The 19,182-nt window shown below is 54.9% G+C and carries 14 protein-coding genes; 4 read left to right on the forward strand and 10 right to left on the reverse strand.

Features of this window, described 5'->3' with window-relative positions:
* Positions 1 to 50 precede the first annotated feature (50 nt).
* The 3 genes from ACWI0H_RS16350 to dauA all read left to right on the forward strand — a co-directional run bounded on the left by ACWI0H_RS16350 (position 51) and on the right by dauA (position 4,650).
* On the forward strand, positions 51 to 488 hold the full coding sequence (locus tag ACWI0H_RS16350) for a hypothetical protein (protein ID WP_485873983.1): 438 nt from the start codon (positions 51 to 53) through the stop codon (positions 486 to 488).
* A gap of 213 nt (positions 489 to 701) precedes the next feature.
* The gene (gene betT / locus ACWI0H_RS16355; protein WP_485873984.1) at positions 702 to 2,750 is read left to right on the forward strand and encodes a choline BCCT transporter BetT; all 2,049 of its coding nucleotides are present in this window, start codon (positions 702 to 704) and stop codon (positions 2,748 to 2,750) included.
* 151 nt (positions 2,751 to 2,901) lie between these two features.
* Positions 2,902 to 4,650: a C4-dicarboxylic acid transporter DauA gene (gene dauA, locus ACWI0H_RS16360; RefSeq protein ID WP_101147480.1), complete on the forward strand. Its 1,749-nt coding sequence runs from the start codon at positions 2,902 to 2,904 to the stop codon at positions 4,648 to 4,650.
* Between the two features lie 76 nt (positions 4,651 to 4,726).
* Here dauA and adhP read toward each other — a convergent pair whose 3' ends face one another.
* Both adhP and exaC read right to left on the reverse strand, forming a co-directional pair.
* The gene (adhP, locus tag ACWI0H_RS16365; protein WP_101147481.1) at positions 4,727 to 5,755 is read right to left on the reverse strand and encodes an alcohol dehydrogenase AdhP; all 1,029 of its coding nucleotides are present in this window, start codon (positions 5,753 to 5,755) and stop codon (positions 4,727 to 4,729) included.
* A gap of 138 nt (positions 5,756 to 5,893) precedes the next feature.
* A complete protein-coding gene (gene exaC, locus ACWI0H_RS16370; RefSeq protein WP_485873985.1) occupies positions 5,894 to 7,414 on the reverse strand; it encodes an acetaldehyde dehydrogenase ExaC in 1,521 nt (506 codons plus the stop codon).
* A gap of 129 nt (positions 7,415 to 7,543) precedes the next feature.
* On the opposite strand from exaC, the gene ACWI0H_RS16375 reads away from it, so the two are divergent.
* On the forward strand, positions 7,544 to 8,221 hold the full coding sequence (locus tag ACWI0H_RS16375; protein ID WP_101147483.1) for a response regulator: 678 nt from the start codon (positions 7,544 to 7,546) through the stop codon (positions 8,219 to 8,221).
* On the opposite strand, the gene ACWI0H_RS16380 is transcribed toward ACWI0H_RS16375, so the two are convergent.
* The 8 genes from ACWI0H_RS16380 to ACWI0H_RS16415 all read right to left on the reverse strand — a co-directional run bounded on the left by ACWI0H_RS16380 (position 8,218) and on the right by ACWI0H_RS16415 (position 19,048).
* Positions 8,218 to 9,609, reverse strand: a complete 1,392-nt coding sequence (locus ACWI0H_RS16380; RefSeq protein ID WP_485873986.1) for a hybrid sensor histidine kinase/response regulator — start codon at positions 9,607 to 9,609, stop codon at positions 8,218 to 8,220. The genes ACWI0H_RS16375 and ACWI0H_RS16380 overlap by 4 nt on opposite strands.
* Entirely contained in the window at positions 9,578 to 10,744 is a 1,167-nt protein-coding gene (gene nosP / locus ACWI0H_RS16385; RefSeq protein WP_008956025.1) for a nitric oxide-sensing protein NosP, read from the reverse strand. The genes ACWI0H_RS16380 and nosP overlap by 32 nt, the downstream gene beginning before the upstream one ends.
* Positions 10,725 to 12,989: a hybrid sensor histidine kinase/response regulator gene (locus tag ACWI0H_RS16390; RefSeq protein WP_485873987.1), complete on the reverse strand. Its 2,265-nt coding sequence runs from the start codon at positions 12,987 to 12,989 to the stop codon at positions 10,725 to 10,727. The genes nosP and ACWI0H_RS16390 overlap by 20 nt, the downstream gene beginning before the upstream one ends.
* Positions 12,979 to 13,554: a putative pterin-binding protein gene (locus ACWI0H_RS16395; protein WP_101147487.1), complete on the reverse strand. Its 576-nt coding sequence runs from the start codon at positions 13,552 to 13,554 to the stop codon at positions 12,979 to 12,981. The genes ACWI0H_RS16390 and ACWI0H_RS16395 overlap by 11 nt, the downstream gene beginning before the upstream one ends.
* Before the next feature lie 94 nt (positions 13,555 to 13,648).
* Complete coding sequence (locus ACWI0H_RS16400; RefSeq protein WP_101147488.1) at positions 13,649 to 14,467, reverse strand: DUF2189 domain-containing protein; 819 nt, start codon at positions 14,465 to 14,467, stop codon at positions 13,649 to 13,651.
* Between the two features lie 348 nt (positions 14,468 to 14,815).
* Positions 14,816 to 15,244 (reverse strand): universal stress protein, encoded by a 429-nt coding sequence (locus ACWI0H_RS16405; protein ID WP_101147489.1) that lies wholly within the window; start codon positions 15,242 to 15,244, stop codon positions 14,816 to 14,818.
* Positions 15,245 to 15,255: 11 nt separating this feature from the next.
* On the reverse strand, positions 15,256 to 17,850 hold the full coding sequence (locus ACWI0H_RS16410) for a TRAP transporter permease (protein WP_485873988.1): 2,595 nt from the start codon (positions 17,848 to 17,850) through the stop codon (positions 15,256 to 15,258).
* 217 nt (positions 17,851 to 18,067) lie between these two features.
* Positions 18,068 to 19,048 (reverse strand): TAXI family TRAP transporter solute-binding subunit, encoded by a 981-nt coding sequence (locus tag ACWI0H_RS16415; RefSeq protein WP_485873989.1) that lies wholly within the window; start codon positions 19,046 to 19,048, stop codon positions 18,068 to 18,070.
* Positions 19,049 to 19,182 lie beyond the last annotated feature (134 nt).

Genomic DNA, 19,182 nt, shown 5'->3' on the forward strand with positions numbered 1-19,182 from the left:
TGCACGTCTCCTAGCGATACTGGCATCGTCAACTCACCAGGAGAGAACTTATGAAACTTTCAAGTGCTAAGAAACTATCAATTCGCCAACTGTTTGCCCCGGCCCTGCTGGCTATTGCTATTGCCCCGCTAGCGCTTACCGCTCAAGCGGATAGCCACGGTGACCATGAAGGTAAAGGCCCTGATCGGGAGCGTATGGAAGAACACATGGAGGAGCGCCGCCAAGAGGTATATCAGCGCGCTGAAATCTCTGAAGAGAAGCAAGCTGAGCTCAACGAAGCTCACGCTGAACATCGTGAAGCGATGCACGCGCTGCGGGACGAGCATAAAGAGCGCGTTGCGGAAATTCTCTCCGAAGAAGAGCAGGAAGCACTGCGCAGTGCCATGCACGAAGCTCATGAAGAGTATCGTGATAAGCACGGCAAGCGCGGCCACCACGGCGATAACGACGACAGCGCCGACAGCGCCGACAGCGCCGATAGTGAATAAGCGTTGATCGCTTTTTAAACGTTAGCGTTAACGCCCGGCTTGCCGGGCGTTTTTGCGTCTGCCTTTGCGTTTTTCTCACCGCTCACTCCGCGCTTATTCACCCCACAAAAGGGAGGTTAACTTGAAGGGGAAGGTTTAATCGCGTATTTTATTTGAACGTTCATTCAAAATAAAATATTACATCCACCCTTCAACGAAAAGGAGTCCACCTCGATGGCGAAAGACAATCCCGTCCTTCCCTCCCGCGACCGCCTCAACCCCGTGGTTTTCCACGGCAGTGTGGCGGGCATACTTATCTTTTTAGTGCTCACTATGCTGTTTACCGAGCAAGCTGGGGCCTTTTTCGATGCCGGGCTTGCCTGGGTGAGCAAAACCTTTGGCTGGTACTACATGCTCGCCATTGTGGCTTACCTGGTTTTCGTCATCGCCATTGGTATGTCGCGCTTTGGCAGTATTCGTCTGGGGCCTGATCACTCTCGGCCTGAGTTCTCGCTACTCTCCTGGTCGGCCATGCTGTTTGCCGCGGGTATCGGCATCGACCTGCTGTTCTTCAGCGTTGCCGAGCCGGTGGCTCACTATCTGGCGCCGCCGGATTTAACCCCGGAAAGCCAGGAAGCGATGCGTAACGCCGTCGTTCAAACCTATCTGCACTGGGGGCTCTCCGGCTGGGGGCTGTACGTGTTGATGGGTATGGCGCTGGCTTACTTCAGCTACCGTCACCGTTTGCCACTGGCGATTCGCAGCGCGCTTTACCCGATCCTCGGTAAACGTATCCACGGCCCGATTGGTAACGCGGTGGACATAACCGCAGTGATCTCCACCGTATTCGGCATTGCTACCAGCCTTGGCATCGGGGTAATGCAGCTTAACTACGGCCTCACCTATATGTTCGGTGTGCCGGAAACCCTCACCGTGCAGGTGATTCTGATTGTGCTGGTGGTCGTGTTAGCAACGATTTCCGTGGTGACCGGGGTTGAGAAAGGCATTCGCCGCTTATCAGAGTTCAACATGCTACTGGCGTTGGCGCTGATGCTGTTTGTACTCTTTTCCGGCGACACGCTGGTGTTACTGGATAAAGTGGTCAACAACGCCGGTGATTATCTATCGGGCTTTGTAGGCGCTAGCTTCGACACTTATGCCTTTGCCGATGAGGGCGCACAAGAGTGGAAGATGTGGTGGACGATCTTCTTCTGGGGCTGGTGGATTGCCTGGACGCCTTTCGTGGGACTATTCCTGGCACGTATCTCCCGTGGCCGTACCATTCGTGAATTCGTCGCTGGTGCACTGTTTATTCCGCTGGCCTTTATGATGGTGTGGATGTCGGTATTTGGTAACAGCGGCATCGAGCTGGTGGCCAACCAAGGCGTTGCCGAGCTTGGTGAGCAGGCGCTCAATACGCCGCAAACCACGCTTTACACACTGCTTGAATACTACCCCTACGTGGGCCTTACCGCGGCGGTCGTGACCGTACTGGGTATCGTGTTCTTTATTACTTCAGCCGATTCCGGTGCGCTGGTACTGGCCAACTTCACTTCTATTTTGAGCGATGTGAACCACGATGCGCCGGTGAAACTGCGTATTTTCTGGTCGGCGACGATCGGTTTGATCACTATCGCCCTGCTGATGGCGGGTGGCTTGAATGCATTGCAAAGCGCCGTGGTCATTACCGCACTGCCGTTCTCGCTGGTTATTTTCGCGGTCATGGTGGGTATGTATAAAGCCCTGAAACTGGAAGGCAGCAAGGCCGATGCACGCCGCATGATTGCCGGTAGTGCCCCCGGTGGCGATTGGAAAGAGCGTTTGGACCGCGCTCTGGATACTTCTAATCGCGCCGGTGCGGCCGCTACGATCGAGCATGCGATTCGCCCGGCGATGACCCAGTTCGCTCAAGAGCTTGAGAGCCGGGGCCAAACCGCCAATGTGACGGAAGAGCGCGTTGAGGGCGAGGCGCTGCCGAACCTGACCCTCCAGGTCGACTTCGGCGAAGCCACCAGCTTTGTCTATCAGGTTTGCCCGCACCGCATGCGCACGCCCAGCTTCATCCCTGCCGATGACGACTTTTATGTACGCTTGGATGTGTACCTGGCGGAAGGTGGACAAGATAAAGACCTTAACGGTTATACCCGTGGTCAGGTGATTGGTGATTTGGTGGCTGAGTATGAGCGCCACTTACACTTCCTCACCTTGGCCGGTGAGCAGATGGGTCATGTTCAGGCAATGCCTGGCACCATCGGCGAACCGCCTGAAGACTCGCAGATATAAGTAAGCATCTGCGCTTAGCCTAAAAAAATCCCAGCCAAGCGGCTGGGATTTTTTGTGCGCGAACGACTCCGCGACTAACGACTTGTTGTGCAAATTTCACCGCAGGCGTAGCGTAATGGCTTGTTTTCCCTATTTTTAGGAGGCTGACTCTATGTCCCGTGTCCATCAATCTTCGGGATACGTTTTCCCGATGCCTGGCCGCGCGTTAGTAAACGCCTGGCGTGAAGGGTATACGCTGGCCAAATTCAAGCGGGATGTAATGGCGGGTCTGACGATTGGTGTGGTGGCGGTACCGCTCTCCATGGCGCTGGCCATCGCTACTGGCGTGCCACCTCAGCACGGGCTATACACTGCCATCGTGGCAGGCGCGGTGATCGCCTTGACCGGCGGTTCGCGGTTTAATATCTCTGGCCCTACCGCCGCCTTTGTGGTGATCCTATTCCCCATTGTGGCCAATCATGGTTTGGGCGGGCTGCTGATTGCTACCTTTATGGCAGGCGCCATTTTGGTCGCGCTGGGGCTGTCGCGGTTGGGAAGCCTGATTCAGTACGTCCCCTACCCGGTCATTCTTGGCTTCACAGCGGGCATTGGCGTCGTCATTGCGCTGCTGCAACTGCCCGATTTTCTCGGTTTGGCCGGGGTCGAGCTCGGCGATAGTACTCTGCGTAACCTCATGCTGATTGGTCGAGCACTGCCCACTCTGTCACTGGCTGAAATCAGCGTCGGGCTTGTGACCTTGGCAACGCTGTTAATCTGGCCCCGTCTGAATACGCCAGTTCCTGCCCCGCTGGTTGGCTTGGCGGTGGGTACCCTGGTTGCCGCCCTGCTGCTGGTGGGTGGTGTCGAGGTCGATACTATCGCCTCGCGCTTTAGCTGGGAGTATCAGGGCGAAAGCGGCAGTGGCATTCCTCCCTTCGCGCCTGGCTTTATCGCACCGTGGCATTTCCCTGGTGCCGACGGCTCACCGCTTGAAATCGACTTTGCGTTGATTCAAGCGCTGCTGGGCCCGGCACTGGCGATCGCTTTACTCGCTGCGATTGAATCGTTGCTGTGCGCCGTTGTCGCAGATGGCTTAACCCGCACCCGCCATGACCCCAATGCAGAACTGATTGGCCAAGGGCTCGGCAATCTGGTGGTACCCTTCTTTGGCGGTATTACCGCCACGGCCGCACTGGCACGCACCGCGACCAATATCAAAAGTGGCGCGTTTTCACCTGTCGCTGCGCTGGTGCACTCGTTAGTGGTGCTGCTGGCCGTCGTCGCACTGGCGGGCGTGTTGGGGTATGTACCGATGGCTGCGTTGGCCGCGCTTCTGTTTATTATTGCCTGGAACATGAGTGAAGCGCGGCATTTTATGCACACGCTAAAAAGCGCACCTGCCAGCGATGTATGGGTATTGGTAATCTGTTTCGCACTGACGGTTATTTTCGACATGGTGGTTGCCGTGGCCGTGGGTATTGGCCTAGCCGCCGCGCTGTTTATTCGCCGAATGGCACAGCTGACTCATACCCAACGCTTGGCGGCACCCAACACCAGCGAACACTTCCCGCCGGAAGTAGCCCTTTATAAGATAAGCGGACCGCTGTTTTTTGGCGCAGCAGAAAAGGCCATTGCCACACTCAGAGTGATTGACCACAGCGTAAAAATCGTCGTTCTGGATATGCGCGATGTACCCAGCCTGGATACCACCGCCATGGTGGCGCTGGATACGCTGCGACGCGAGCTGGGCGAGCATGGGGTGGGGGTAATATTTGTAGGGTTGTCACCGCGCATGGCGCTGAAACTCAAACGCGCGGGCATTAAGCGCGAAGCAGGTCAGTTAGCGGTTGTCAGTAACCTTGCCCACGCAGAGCGAATGGCGCGCCGTTGGTTGGGCCAACAGGGGAACGGCGGGGATTAAATCGTGCCTGAGCAGTGACACTGCCGAAATTAAAAAGGGGAGTTGCCTCCCCCTGAGATACGACACTAGAACGATGTCAGCTCGCCATATCCAACACGATACGACCCTCGATTTTGCCGTCGATCATGCGCTGGAAGACATCGTTGATATTGTCCAGCGTATCGGTTGCGACCGTGGCCTTAACCTTGCCTTCGGCAGCGAAATCCAGCGCTTCCTGCAGGTCGCTGCGCGTGCCAACGATAGAGCCACGTATGGTAATGCCATTGAGCACTGTGCTAAAAATTGGCAGCGGGAAGTCGCCGGGTGGTAGGCCATTGAGCACCAGTGTGCCGCCGCGGCGTAGCATATTCTGCGCTTGATCAAACGCCTTCGGCGACACCGCTGTCACCAAGGCACCGTGAGCGCCACCAATGGTTTTCTTCAGGTAGGCCGCTGGGTCGGTTTTCATGGCGTTAACAGTTACCGTGGCGCCTAAACGCTCAGCCAGGGCTAGCTTACCGTCATCGATATCGACAGCCGCCACGTTCAGCCCCATCGCTTTAGCGTACTGCACCGCCATATGGCCCAGGCCACCAATACCCGAAATCACCACCCACTGACCGGGGTGGGTATCGGTCATTTTCAAGCCTTTATAAACCGTTACACCGGCACACAGCACCGGGGCTATTTCGATAAAATCAACGGCATCCGGCAAGCGCCCTACATAGCCTGCATCCGCTAAGGTGTAGTCCGCGAACCCGCCGTTAACGCTGTAGCCGGTATTCTGCTGGGACTCGCACAGCGTCTCCCAACCGCCTAAACAGTGCTCGCAGTAACCACAGGCCGAGTAGAGCCAGGGTACACCAATACGATCACCCTCTTTGACATGGGTAACGCCTTCACCCACCGCCACGATATGCCCAACGCCTTCGTGCCCTGGAATAAACGGTGGCGAGGGTTTTACCGGCCAATCGCCGTGAGCAGCGTGTAAATCGGTATGGCAGACACCAGAGGCCGCCACTTTCATCAACACTTCGCCCTGCTTGGGGCGAGGTACATCAACTTCTTCTATGACCAACGGCTGGCCAAACTCACGAACGACCGCCGCGCGCATTGTGCTATCCATGATACAACTCCTAATAGTTTTCGATACGGCAGTTTAAGCACTGCTCTTATCAGTAGAGTCAGCGTCAGGGGACTGACAATTACCGCCCGGCTGATGCCGGACGGTGTGGGTTAGCTATACATAGAAAAACGTGGCGGGTTAGAAGAAGCCCAGCGGATTGATGTCGTAGCTGACCAGCAGGTTTTTGGTTTGCTGGTAGTGCTCAAGCGCCACCTTGTGGGTTTCGCGGCCGACGCCGGATTTCTTGTAGCCACCGAATGCCGCGTGGGCGGGATATTGATGGTAGCAGTTGGTCCACACTCGCCCGGCTTGAATGCCCCGGCCCATACGGAAAGCGACGTTGATATCGCGGCTCCACAGGCCAGCGCCCAGACCGAACTCGGTGTCGTTGGCAATCGCCAGCGCTTCTTCCTCATCCTTGAAGGTGGTCACCGCCACGACTGGGCCAAAGATCTCTTCCTGGAAAACACGCATCTTGTTGTTGCCCTTGAGCAACGTTGGCTGGATGTAATAGCCACTGTTAAGGCTGTCGTCCAGGGTTTCTTTATTGCCACCGGTGAGGAACTCGGCGCCTTCGTCGCGGGCAATGTCCATGTACGACATGATCTTGTCGAACTGCTCTTGGGATGCCTGAGCACCTACCTGCACATCGGTATCCAGCGGGTTGCCACGCTTGATGGTTTGGGTGCGCTCAATAACCTTGGCCATGAACTCGTCGTACATACTCTCTTGAATGAGCGCGCGAGAAGGACAGGTACACACTTCGCCCTGGTTAAAGAACGCCAGCACCAGGCCTTCTACCGCTTTATCAATAAACGTCGGCTCGGCGTTCATAATGTCGGCAAAGTAGATGTTGGGGGATTTGCCGCCTAGCTCCACGGTAGAGGGAATAATGTTTTCTGCCGCGCATTTCAAAATATGCGAACCGACAGGCGTGGAGCCGGTAAAAGCGATCTTGGCGATACGCTTGCTGCTAGCCAGTGCCTGACCCGCTTCGGCACCAAAGCCATTGACGATATTGAGAACGCCAGGCGGCAGCAAATCGCCAATCACTTCCATCACTTTCAGAATCGACGCGGGGGTTTGTTCTGCGGGCTTCAAGACCACACAGTTACCCGCTGCCAGCGCAGGCGCCAGTTTCCAGGCGGCCATCAGGATCGGGAAGTTCCAGGGGATGATCTGGCCCACCACGCCTAGCGGTTCGTGGAAGTGATAGGAAACCGTGTTGGCATCGATATCCGCTGCGGTGCCCTCCTGCGAGCGCAGGCAGCCTGCAAAATAGCGGAAGTGATCGACAGCCAATGGAAGATCGGCATTGATGGTTTCGCGTACCGCTTTGCCGTTATCCCAGGTTTCGGCGACGGCGAGCATTTCCAGATTTTGCTCAATGCGGTCGGCGATTTTCAACAGAATATTGCTGCGCTCTTGAACCGAGGTTTTACCCCAGGCAGGCGCCGCTTTGTGGGCAGCATCTAAGGCCTTATCGATATCTTCTGCCGTCGAGCGGGGAATTTCGCAAAAAACATGGCCATTAACAGGGCTGATGTTATCAAAGTACTGGCCTTTGACCGGGGCAACGAATTCGCCGCCGATATAGTTGCCATAGCGCTTTTCAAATGACACCAGTGAACCGGTGTCACCAGGGTTGGCGTAGATCATTGTCATGCTCCTGAGTATTATGATTATTAAAGGTGCCTTTTTAAGATGCCTAAACAGTGTTGTTCACTAAAGCAAATGGCGATATAGCCCGATGGCAGGATTAGCCCTCATCCCTTGGTAGGAGACGCCATGTATTCCCTGTTAGTGGCCGATGACCACCCGCTGTTCCGTGATGCGCTGCAAACCGTGATTAGCGGGGGCTTGGCAGGCAGCCAACTGGCGGAAGCGGAGAGTCTCGCTGATGCGATGACGTTGGTGGAACAGCATGCGGAGTTGGATTTGCTGCTACTGGATTTAAGCCTGCCTGATGCCGAGGGACTAGAAGGGCTGACCCGCCTGCGCGAGGTGTTTCCATGGCTGCCGGTAGCAATTGTCTCTGCGCATCAAGAGCGCCAACTGGTGCTGGATGCCATTACCCTGGGCGCGGTGGGCTATATCCCCAAATCTACGCCCCGGGAAGCAATGCTGGCAGCCTTAACGCAGATTCTTGAAGGCCAGCTTTACCTGCCGCCCGACATCATGCGACGGCCTGCGCCCCGCGCGTCATTGCCCCCCACGACCGTCACCGCCACAACGCCCAGCGAGCGCCTGGCGCGCCTGACCGAAAAGCAGTTGATGGTCTTGGGCTGTATGGCCAAAGGCATGTCCAATAAGCATATTGCGCGAGAATTGTTGATTGCCGAAACCACCGTTAAAACCCATGTCTCGGCGATTTTGCGTAAATTAAATGCGACCAGTCGGGTACATGCGATCGTCATTGCCGGAGAGGAGGATTTAAGTTTTTATCGCGCCAACCGGGCTCACTAATGCTTATGCAACAGCGAGCCAAGCAGCATGCGCAGCCGCAGCGGTTTGAGCGGTTTTAGCAAACAGTGCATGCCCGCCTCACGGGTGGCCCGCTTAATCTCTGCCTCATGATTCGCCGTTATGACCACGGCGGCCAACCCGGGATAGCGCCGCTGTAAGCGCGCGGCCAGATCAATACCGGTTTCACGATGTTCACCCAAGTGGTAATCGACCAGCAGCACCGCAGGGCGCTCACCATCGCTGGCGGCCTCAAGGGCGCTCACCGTGGCGGCCGCACGTACCCGGCAACCCCAACTGCTTAGCAGTGCCTGCATGCCCTCAATAATGGCCAAATCATCATCGATCACCCAGACGATACAGCCCTGCAGCGGATCACCTATCTCAGATGAAGGCGAGGTATAGCGCGTGGGCAGTGCCGATGATGGGACCGCCGCGTAAGGCACGGTGATCGAGAAAAGAGCTCCTACACCGGGGCGGGAAGCAAGGGATACCGGTTGCTCCAGCATGCTACTGATCCGGTCAACGATGGCTAACCCCAGCCCTAAGCCACGGCTATTAGCACTATGGGGTTGGTTAACCCGCCGGAACTCCAGAAAGATCGCTTCACGCTGCTGCTCTGGAATACCGGGGCCGGTATCGCCCACCATAATTTCCAAACCATGAGGGCGTCGTCGGCAGCCCAGCAGCACGCGGCCATGTTCGGTATAGCGCACCGCGTTACTGAGGAAGTTGCGTATGACCCGTGCCAGCAGCGCCAAGTCTGATTCAATCATCATACTGGAGGGCACGTAGTGCAACGCCAAGCCCCGCACGCCAGCCACTTGGCGGTACTCTTCCGCCAGCGTATCGAGCAGTGTACTCACCGCGAACGGTGCTTTATCGGCACGCAGTACCCCCGCATCCAAGCGCGAGATATCCACCAGCGTGCCGATCAGGCCTTCCACATCTTTCAGCGAGCGGCCGATATGACCCACTAGTATTTGCGAGTTTTCAGGCAGTGAGTGGGTTTCTAAAGCGCTGGCAAACAGGCGGGCCGCGTTAAGCGGTTGCAACAGGTCATGGCTGACCGCCGCAAGGAATTTTGTTTTAGAGAGGTTGGCCGCTTCAGCCTCGGCTTTGGCCGCCAGTAATCGCGTATTGACCTGACCCAATTCATCCAAGGTACGGTGCAAGGTATCGGTACGTTCCCGAACCTGCTCGGCAAGTAGCACTGAACGCTCAAAGGCGGCATAAGGGGCGCCCTCGGCACTACCATCACCTTCCACCCGCTCCATTAGCGCTTGGCAGACTTTTCGCAGGCGACGGTTCTCTTCGCGCAGCGCAGCGACCTCGGCCTCGTCCTGGCTATTGGTGGCTTCAGTGGTTGTCGTTAGTTGGAAGAGATCCAAACGCCACCCCCGTAAACGTTTGATTCACATGCATGCCATGGTGCTGCTCACCGTAGGTATTGAACCCCACTACCCCAGCCTGGCGCAGCAGCTGCGACGCCTGATCTAGATGGGCTAGCGCTTCAAGCTCCATACGGCGTAAAAAGCAGTCGCAGGCAATGATCACACTAGGCGTACCCAGCCTGGCGCTCACCCCGGCAAGCATCTCTTCAAGGTTATCGAGTAGCGGCGTTGGTTGCATCGCCGTCAGCACGATGCCATTTTCTACTGCACAGTAAAAACTTAGGCTGCTATCGCTATTAACGCGCTGAATGGAGCGCACATAGTGCTGCCCACCGATACGTACCGCCAATGGATGATGGGCAAAAATCGCCGCATTGAGCTGCGCAGGTGCCACGCCCACTAAGTCGGCATATACCTGCGCGGCGGGTAGACCATTGAGCTCGATTACCCGACGCTGCTCACGATTCGCCTCCGTTACCACGAGTTTGTGGGCCAATGGGGTCAAATGATGAGTCGAAAAGACGTCAAAGGGCAGCTGGGTATTAATCATCACCACCACCGCAGCCCGGGTATGAAAGCGCCCGGCGGTGTACACATGGGTATGGCTGAGATGATTATCATCGCCCGCAGAGCCGCCAAAGCTGGGTATACGCCCCAGCGCGGCATCCAAGGTGGCAAGCACTTGCTCTTCGCGACTCGATAAGCCATCCAATAAGGTGAGCGCAAAGCTGTGCTCATTAATGGGCGCGACGGCTTGTCGACGGCAACGCTCCAATAGGGTATCGACTAGCGGCTGAGCGTTGGCCAACTCAAAATGATCCAGGTCATCGATCAGCGCTGTTTCGATGGCAAACCAACGACGATCAAAGCCCATCGCGACGATCGAACCGCGATCATAACCAAGCGGCGTTATTTCCCCAGCGGTAGTGCAGCCGCTAAGCGGCGTGGAGGGAAAGCTTCGCTCTAAAGCGGCCGCCAGCCCCGCTAAATCATACTCCGCGCTGCAGAAGAACAGAACGAAGCCCAAATGCTCGTGACATAGGGCGCAAGCTAGCTCGGCTGCAGCGTAGGAAGCGTCGGGATGCTGGCTAGCCGCCGTAATAATGCCCTTTTCAACGGGATAAGTGGTCACGACACCACCTCTCCAGTGCGGCATGGGTATGCGCCGCAGAAAGCCTTAACGTGCTGAACACATCATTGAGTTGGCGGGCAGTGGCTTGCTTTGTCTTGGCCAATATCTCCAACTGCTTCGCCAATTCGGCAAGCTGGTCAGCGCCCATGCTCACTGACTCGCCGCGCAGCTGGTGCGCCAAACGCATGACTTGATGATGCTGTTCTGGTGTCAGTGGGGTTGCTGCCAGGCAGGCAGCCAGTTGCTCGGTGTAATCGCTGACTTGCTGATGGTAAAGCATCGCCAGTTGGATCAGGCTCGATTCTCCCAGTGACGCTTTCAGCATGGTGAGAGTGTCGTCATTCAGTAACGGCGGCCCCTCGGTTGGCGTTTGTGTTCCCGCTAATGCTTGTACAGGAGCCGTGTCGGGAGTGGCAAAAAGCTGTAACGCCAGCACGTTACTTAACACCGAAAGTGACAGTGGCTTGGTAATGTAATCGTTCATGCCCGCCGCCAGGCAGCGTTGTCGGTCATCTTCAGCGCCGCCTGCCGTCATGGCGACGATAGGAACACTCGCCAGCCAGCCACCCTGTTCGCGTAAGCGCTGAGTGACTAACAAGCCATCCATATCGGGCAACTGGATATCCATAAAGATGAGTTGTACCTGCTGTGACTGGGCCATTGCCAAGGCGTCATGACCGTTCTCGGCCCAGACCACATCGCAGCCTAGGCGCGATAACAAGCCAATGGCGACTTTGCGGTTGACCGCATTGTCCTCCACCAGCAGCAGCGTTGTGCCGGAAAAATCGCGTTTAGGCATTACGGGCAGTGACGCTGAAACAGGGTCAGCTTCAACCAAGGGCAACTGGCACCAGAAGGTACTTCCCTGGCCTACTTGGCTCTTGACCCCTAACCGCCCTTGCATGGCTTCGCTTAACCGCTTGCAGATTGCAAGCCCCAACCCCGTTCCACCAAAGCGGCGGGCCACTGACTCATCCGCCTGCTGAAAAGGCTGAAAAAGCCGCTCTTGCTGCTGCTCGCTTAAGCCACAACCGGTGTCGATCACCTCAAATAATAGCTGTTCTACCGTAGAGGAGACCTTGACGCTTACCTCGCCATGGTCAGTGAACTTGATCGCATTGGCGATCAGGTTTAGCAGTATCTGCCGCAGGCGGGCAGCATCGACCAACACCCACGCAGGCACCAGGGGGTCGACGTTAACCGTAAGCGTCAATCCTTTAACTTTTGCCCTGGGTGCAAGCAGCACCACCACACTATCGATAAGTGGTTTTAGCGCAGTAGGCGATATTTCCAGGGTTAAGTGACCGGCTTCGATTTTAGAAAAATCGAGGATTTCATTAATCATTGCCAGCAGTTGATTGGCACTATCGTAAATCGTGTGAGCGTAATCCTCTACCTGAGCGGGACTCGCCGATTCCCGTAATAACTCACTCATACCAATCACACCGTTCAGCGGGGTACGAATTTCGTGACTGACCATGGCGAGGAAGTCTGACTTAGCTTGATTCGCCGCCTGCGCCTGTTTGGCAGTAACCTCCAATTGCTGGCCTAATTGCTCCTGCTCGCGCCTGACCGCCGCACTTTCGCGCATTTCGCGCACCAGGAAAGCAATCACCAGAAAAGCCGCTAAGCTCATTCCGACGATTAGTGACATGAGGAGCTTGTAGAGCAGGCTGAGCTGGGCGCGCTCTTCGGTCGCCGACTCGGCCAAATAGCCATTAATCGCAATAACCAGGCGCTCTGTTAACTGCGTTAGCGCCTGCAATTCCTCTTCCAGCACCGTCAACGGTAATTGATCAATTCCCCCCTCGGCTTCAGGCCCACCATAGGGATAAAACATACTATCCAGCACATCCAGCTGTTGCTGGATTTGGCCCAATAATTCCCGAGCCGTACCGATCTGTTGCAATAACGTGCTGACCTCACCCTCATTGAGCAACGTAATGCGGCTATATAACAGTTCAAAGCGTAGGTTTAGCTCATCATGCGTCTCGGACGTAAGCGACTCACGCGTCACAGCCAATAGATGGTTCAAGAGCTGTACCGCATCGCGGTCCAGCTTATAAACCACCCAGGCGGTATCTTCACGCAGACTCTGAGTGAGATTTTCCTGCCGCCAGGCAGCCAGGGTAGCGACGACCAACGCCGCGGCAAATAGCAAAACCGCAACGATGGCAACGAGCTTAAAACGGCGAGGATAACGCAGCAGGCTGGAAGCCTGTGCGGTTGAAGCGCTAGCGAACATCAATATGCATAACCTGCCATACCGCCCTGAAGCGTATTTTTTCGCTTAACAGCGCTTCATCCTCATCAAAGGGATAAAGCACCCATAACGGACCGTACTCACGAATGGGGATCGCTTTTTCATCCTTTTCAAGGGCTAAGATAACGTCATACTCTTCAAAATCGCTCACCGGTATTTCCGCTTCGTAGCCGTTCAGGGCGGCGACATGTACCGTATCGCTTTCCGCGTTTAAACGCGCCAGCAAGTCGCGCATTAAAGGCCCACGATAGTGGTTACTAGCTTCTGTCCAGGGTGTGGTAGTATCGAACTCGTGCTGTGGTAACGCCTCTAACATGGCGCGGTCAAACTGCGCTTCACCACCCACGTTCGTAAGGCCAACATTACCGCTAACGGTCAAAATAACCGGCCCGCTGGGTTCCTCTAAGCCATCGGCTGTTTCAGCGAGTCCCGCTAGGGGAATGCTGAATATCAGCACAGCCCACCCCATTAATAACGCTTTCACAGTAAACACCTCACGCCAAAAGACCCGTTGGTTTAAACGCCCAGAAATAAAAGGAGACAGCATAAAGATTACGCTATCTCCTTAAATAGGTCAGGCTCAATACTGTTTTTTCGTAATGTTTTTATCGTAATGGAAGCGTTATTCGCTCACAGCTGAGTTACGAGCTAATTTTCTCAAGCGGCTCAAAACGCACTAATTCTTCGTAGGCATGCCAACTGGCGTGACCTAATACCGGCAAGATGAGCGCCAAGCCAATATAGAATGTCATCACACCTACCAACACACACAGCGTTAAAATCACCGCCCACAACAACATCACGCGAAAGTTACGGGCAACACAGCGTACGCTGGCTTCAATCCCTTCCATGAAGGTTAAGTCTTGATCCATCAGTGTGGGTATCGCCACGACGCTAATAGCAAACGCGCCGAATGCTAAAATGCCACCTGCCACTGTGCCAACGGCAAGCATGCCTAAGCCTTCTGAGGTGGTCAGTAGCGATGTATAGAGGGTCGCGGGACTAGGAACTTCAAATCCAAAAAACAGGGCAAACAGCAGAGTGGCTAAACGAATCCAGGCCAGGAAGAAGATCATCATCATGACCCCCATCATCGCCAATTGACCGGCATGGGGTCTCCAGCTTCCGAATGCATCTCCCAGGTTAGGCACTTGCCCCCGTTCTAAGGCTCGGCTGATGCCATAGGAACCAACCGCGACCAAGGGGCCAATAAACATAAAGCCAGCAATCATGGGCAGCAACCAATACCAGTATCCCAGCGTAAATGCGCCAAGGGTGATCGCGATACTCAAGCCCACCCAAAACATGCCATACGAAAGACTGACCACCGTTGCGCGGCGAAAATCTTCTACCCCCGCAGCCAACCACGCTCTAGGCCGATCCAATCCGACCTTATTAATAGTAATTTTAACGCTGGGCTGATCTGAATGGTGGTTTGTTTTTGTTGTAGCCGCATTCATGGCATCACTCCTGTTGTACCTGATACTAGGTCCTGAACTCAGGGTTTACCTCAAAGCATCAACGCTTGTTAGCGCTGCTGGCATTAATGCCAACTTAATGGCATAACACTATCTTTCAGTGCTTTTTCTCAGTGCTTTCTTAATGCTCTCTTAATGTAGCTGACCTGAAGACCCGAGGCGTTGACTGAAAGGCTATGCGTACAAAAAATCCATGAGAAGGCCTTAAAACGCCAATTTAATTGCTGCGTTAGCAAAAGCGTATGTAGCCAACTTTAGGTACCAGCCATAAAAAAACTCCGGGCTAGCTGCCCGGAGTTTTTGGTTGTTGCTACGTGACGCTTTGAATGTCTAGCGCACAATCATTACCGACATTTTGGCATGGTGCACAACGTGCTCTGCATTAGGACCAAGCACATAATCGACAAACTTACGCTTATTGTGAGAGGCCATGACGATCAGATCCACGTCCAGTTTCTTACCGGCTTTGATAATGGCCTCCCAAGGCGAACCATCCACAATGACACTTTGCACCTGAATGTCATCGGGCACATTCGTCTTGATGAACGCGTGAAGCGCATCGGTGATCGCGACATGCGCTTTTTTAGCGAAGTCCTTGGGGAAGTAGGAACCCACCATGGGCATGCGATAGTCCGGCAGTACCGTCACCACATGAAGCGAGGCGCCGAAAGTGCGACATAGCGTCAATGCCGTGGGCAGCGCCTTCGACCAGGAAGACTCCTCGTTCAAATCCACCGGCAACATGATCTTACTGTACATGGCACTCTCCTTCATGCGGTGGCTGTCGCTTGCGTGTTATCACGACGCCGACGCTGCATTAATACAATCAACCCAAAGAGCAAGAAGGCAGGAATCCACATTAGCTCTTTCGTCCAGCGATCAACGGGGGCCAGAACCTCGATAATTTCTTGATCGAAGTCGAAACCGAGTTCAGCCGCCTGGCTGCCGTAGGTCACCATATCAACGGTCGCCGTGCCATCCTCGATAAAGAGCTCCATACCCAAGTTATCAAGCCGCTCTTGGCCTGTTTCACCTTCAGGCACCGGCAGGGTCATGTAAGTGGTCATGGGATCGCCATAATCATCGAGACCGGCAATCTGCAAGCGCAGCGTGGAGTCTTCATCGACACCACCCAATGCTTCGACGAACTGCGCGGGCGGGATGGATTCGTAGGGATCATGAATCATGTCCATCCAGAAGCCGGGCCGGAACAGCGTGAACGCAATCAACAGCAGCACAATAGACTCATACCAACGGTTGCGCGTAATCATGAAGCCCTGGGTCGCCGCGGCGAAAATCAGCATCGCGATGGTCGACACCACAAAGATTAGCACCCCCTGAAGGAAGGTCACATCGATGAGCAGCAGGTCGGTATTAAAGATGAACAGGAACGGCAGCGCTGCGGTACGAAGGCTGTAATAGAACGCCTGAAAGCCGGTTCGAATAGGGTCACCACCGGATACAGCCGCCGCCGCAAAGGACGCAAGCCCCACCGGCGGGGTAACGTCAGCCATAATGCCGAAGTAGAACACGAACAGGTGTACCGCAATCAACGGTACCAGCAAGCCATTTTCAGCGCCCAAGTTGACGATGACCGGTGCCAGCAGTGCCGATACGACAATATAGTTTGCTGTCGTGGGTAGCCCCATGCCGAGAATCAAACTAAGCACTGCGGTAAGCAGCAAGATGAGCATTAAGTTGCCCATGGCCAGCGTTTCCACCACCTCGGCTAGCACCAGGCCCACCCCGGTCTGCGATACGGCACCGACGATGATGCCAGCGGTGGCCGTCGCAATGCCGATGCCGATCATGTTGCGGGCGCCGGTGACCAGGCCATTCCACAGATCCATCGCACCTTCACGCAGATCCACACTCATATCGCTGCGTCCGCGAAAAATCGACGTGATCGGGCGCTGAGTAAGAATGATAAAAATCATGAACACAGTGGCCCAGAACGCCGACAACCCTGGCGATAAGCGCTCCACCATCAGACACCAGACCAGCACAATCACCGGCAGGATGTACTGCAAGCCAACCAGCACTGTGGGCTTGGTTTGCGGCAGCGAATAAATCGGTTCGTTAGGATCATCGAGCTCAAGCTCGGGGTAACCGGCCGCCAGCTTGAGAAGAGCGATATAAATAACCGTAAGCCCAACAGCCACCACCCAGGGCGTCGCCTCACCCAACACCGGCTTGAGCCAGCCAAGACCGTAATAGACTGCCAACGCGGTGACCATCATCAGCAGCAGACCACCAAGGAAACCGATCACTTTATTGACCAGCGGCTTAGGGGGGTTGCTGCTTTGCAGCCCCTTCATATTGGCTTTTAGGGCCTCAAGGTGAACGATGTAGACCAGCGCGATATAGGAGATCAGCGCGGGCAGGAAAGCATGCTTAATCACCTCTACATAAGAAATACCGACATATTCGACCATCAAAAAAGCGGCCGCCCCCATCACCGGCGGCATAATCTGTCCGTTGACCGACGATGCCACTTCGACAGCCCCCGCCTTTTCAGCGGAAAACCCAACACGCTTCATCATCGGCACCGTAAAGGTACCGGTGGTCACCACATTGGCAATTGAGGAGCCAGAAATCAGACCAGTCATTGCCGAGGCCACCACGGCGGCTTTAGCCGGCCCACCGCGATAGTGACCAAGCAGCGAAAACGCCACCTTGATAAAGTAATTGCCAGCGCCCGCCTTATCGAGCAGAGCACCGAACAACACAAACAGGAATACGAAGCTGGTTGAGACGCCCAGCGCAATACCGAAGACCCCTTGAGTTGTTAACCACTGATGATTAATCAAACCAAAGAGGCTCACCCCACCATGGGAAAGAATCCCCGGCATCCAAGGGCCAGCCAGACTGTAGAGAAGAAAAACTGACGCCACAATCATTAACGGCGGGCCAAGCGCACGACGCGTCGCTTCGAGCAGTAGCAGTATCCCGGCGATGCCAATAATCACGTCCTGCAGTATCGGTGCGCCGGGGCGCTGGGATAATTGCTCGTAAAACATAAACATGTAAGCGCCACAAAAGGCCGCCGCCGCTGCCAGCACCCAATCCTGGATCGGCACACGGTCGCGCGGCGAGCGCTTGAGTGCCGGATAGGCCATATACGCCAGGAACAGCGCAAAGGCTAAGTGAATAGAGCGGGCTTCCGTGGCACTAAACACGCCAAAACCCAGAACGAAGGGCACTGGGGATGCGATCCACAATTGAAAAAGTGACCACGCTGCCGCAATGCTTACCAAGAGCTTGCCGGGCATACCGGCCGGTTTGCGGGCTCCCGTGTCGCTGGAGGCGACCATATCCTCCAAGTCCCCTCCGGCTCCCGAAGGCCTGTTCTTATCTTCTGTCATATGACTGCCCTGCTCCGAGTCGATTGACGCATCATTGCCATATCGAAATGCCCTATTAACATCCTAGACGCCCTATCAACATTTTAGGCGTCCTATCAACATTTTAGGCGTCCTATCAATTTTTTAGACGCCCTATCAATATCCTAAACCAAAATGCGCGGCACCCTGGGGTAACCGCGCATTTCTTACTAAGGTAGCAACACCTCAGGCTGAAGGATTACTCAATCCAGCCTTGCTCACGGTAGTAACGCGCCGCCCCATCATGCAACGGTGCGGAAAGCCCTTCGCTTACCATCTCTTCCGGATCGAGGTTTTCGAAGGCCGGATGCAGCTGCTTGAAACGATCAAAGTTATCAAAAACCGCTTTTACGGTCTGGTAGATCACTTCTTCGTCAACTTCAGTGGTGGTAACAAATGTCGCTGCTACACCGAAAGTTTCGACATCTTCGTCATTGCCGCGATACAGACCACCCGGGATGACTGATGAAGAGTAGTAAGGATATTCATCGACAATGCCCTGAATGTCTTCGTCATTCAGCGGAATCAAACGAGCATCAACCGTGGTGGTCGCTTCTTGGATGGAACCATTGGGGTGACCAACGACATACACCATGGCATCGACGTTATTATCGGAGAGCGCCGCTGCTTGCTCGGCCGCATCAAGCTGAGATGCCAAAGAGAACGTATCTTCAGTCCAGCCCTTGGCCTCCATCACCACTTCCATGGTGTTGCGCTGACCTGAGCCTGGATTACCGATATTGACGCGTTTGCCTTCCAAATCATCGAGTGTTTCGATGCCTGAGTCAGCACGTGCAAGCAGGGTCAACGGCTCACCGTGGACACGGAACACAGCCCGCAGGTCTTCATAGGCCTCACCTTCGAAATTCCCGGTACCATTGTAAGCTTGGTACTGGACATCCGATTGAGCGACACCCATGTCCAATTCGCCGGACTTGATGCCATTGATATTGGCGACAGAACCACCGGTGGAAGGTGCGTTACACTTAATATCAGCGTCTTCAAGACGATTAACCAAACGACAGATCGACTGCCCTACGACGTAGTAAACGCCGGTTTGGCCACCGGTGCCGATGGTGATGAATTGCTCGTCATCCTGTGCCATTGCCGGAGAGGCGAAGGCAGCGGCGGCCAGTAGCGCACCGGAGAAAGCAGCGGTAGAAAACGTATGGCGTTTCATGAACACACCTCTTTATATTGATGTTATGAGCACTGCACGCTTTGGGCTCACCTAGTGAATTGTTCCCATAGGTGATTTTGCTCCAAAACGTTTTTCAAGACATTCTATTTTCAAGACAAACTGTTTTTAAGACA

Source organism: Halomonas sp. NYA30 (assembly GCF_976980765.1).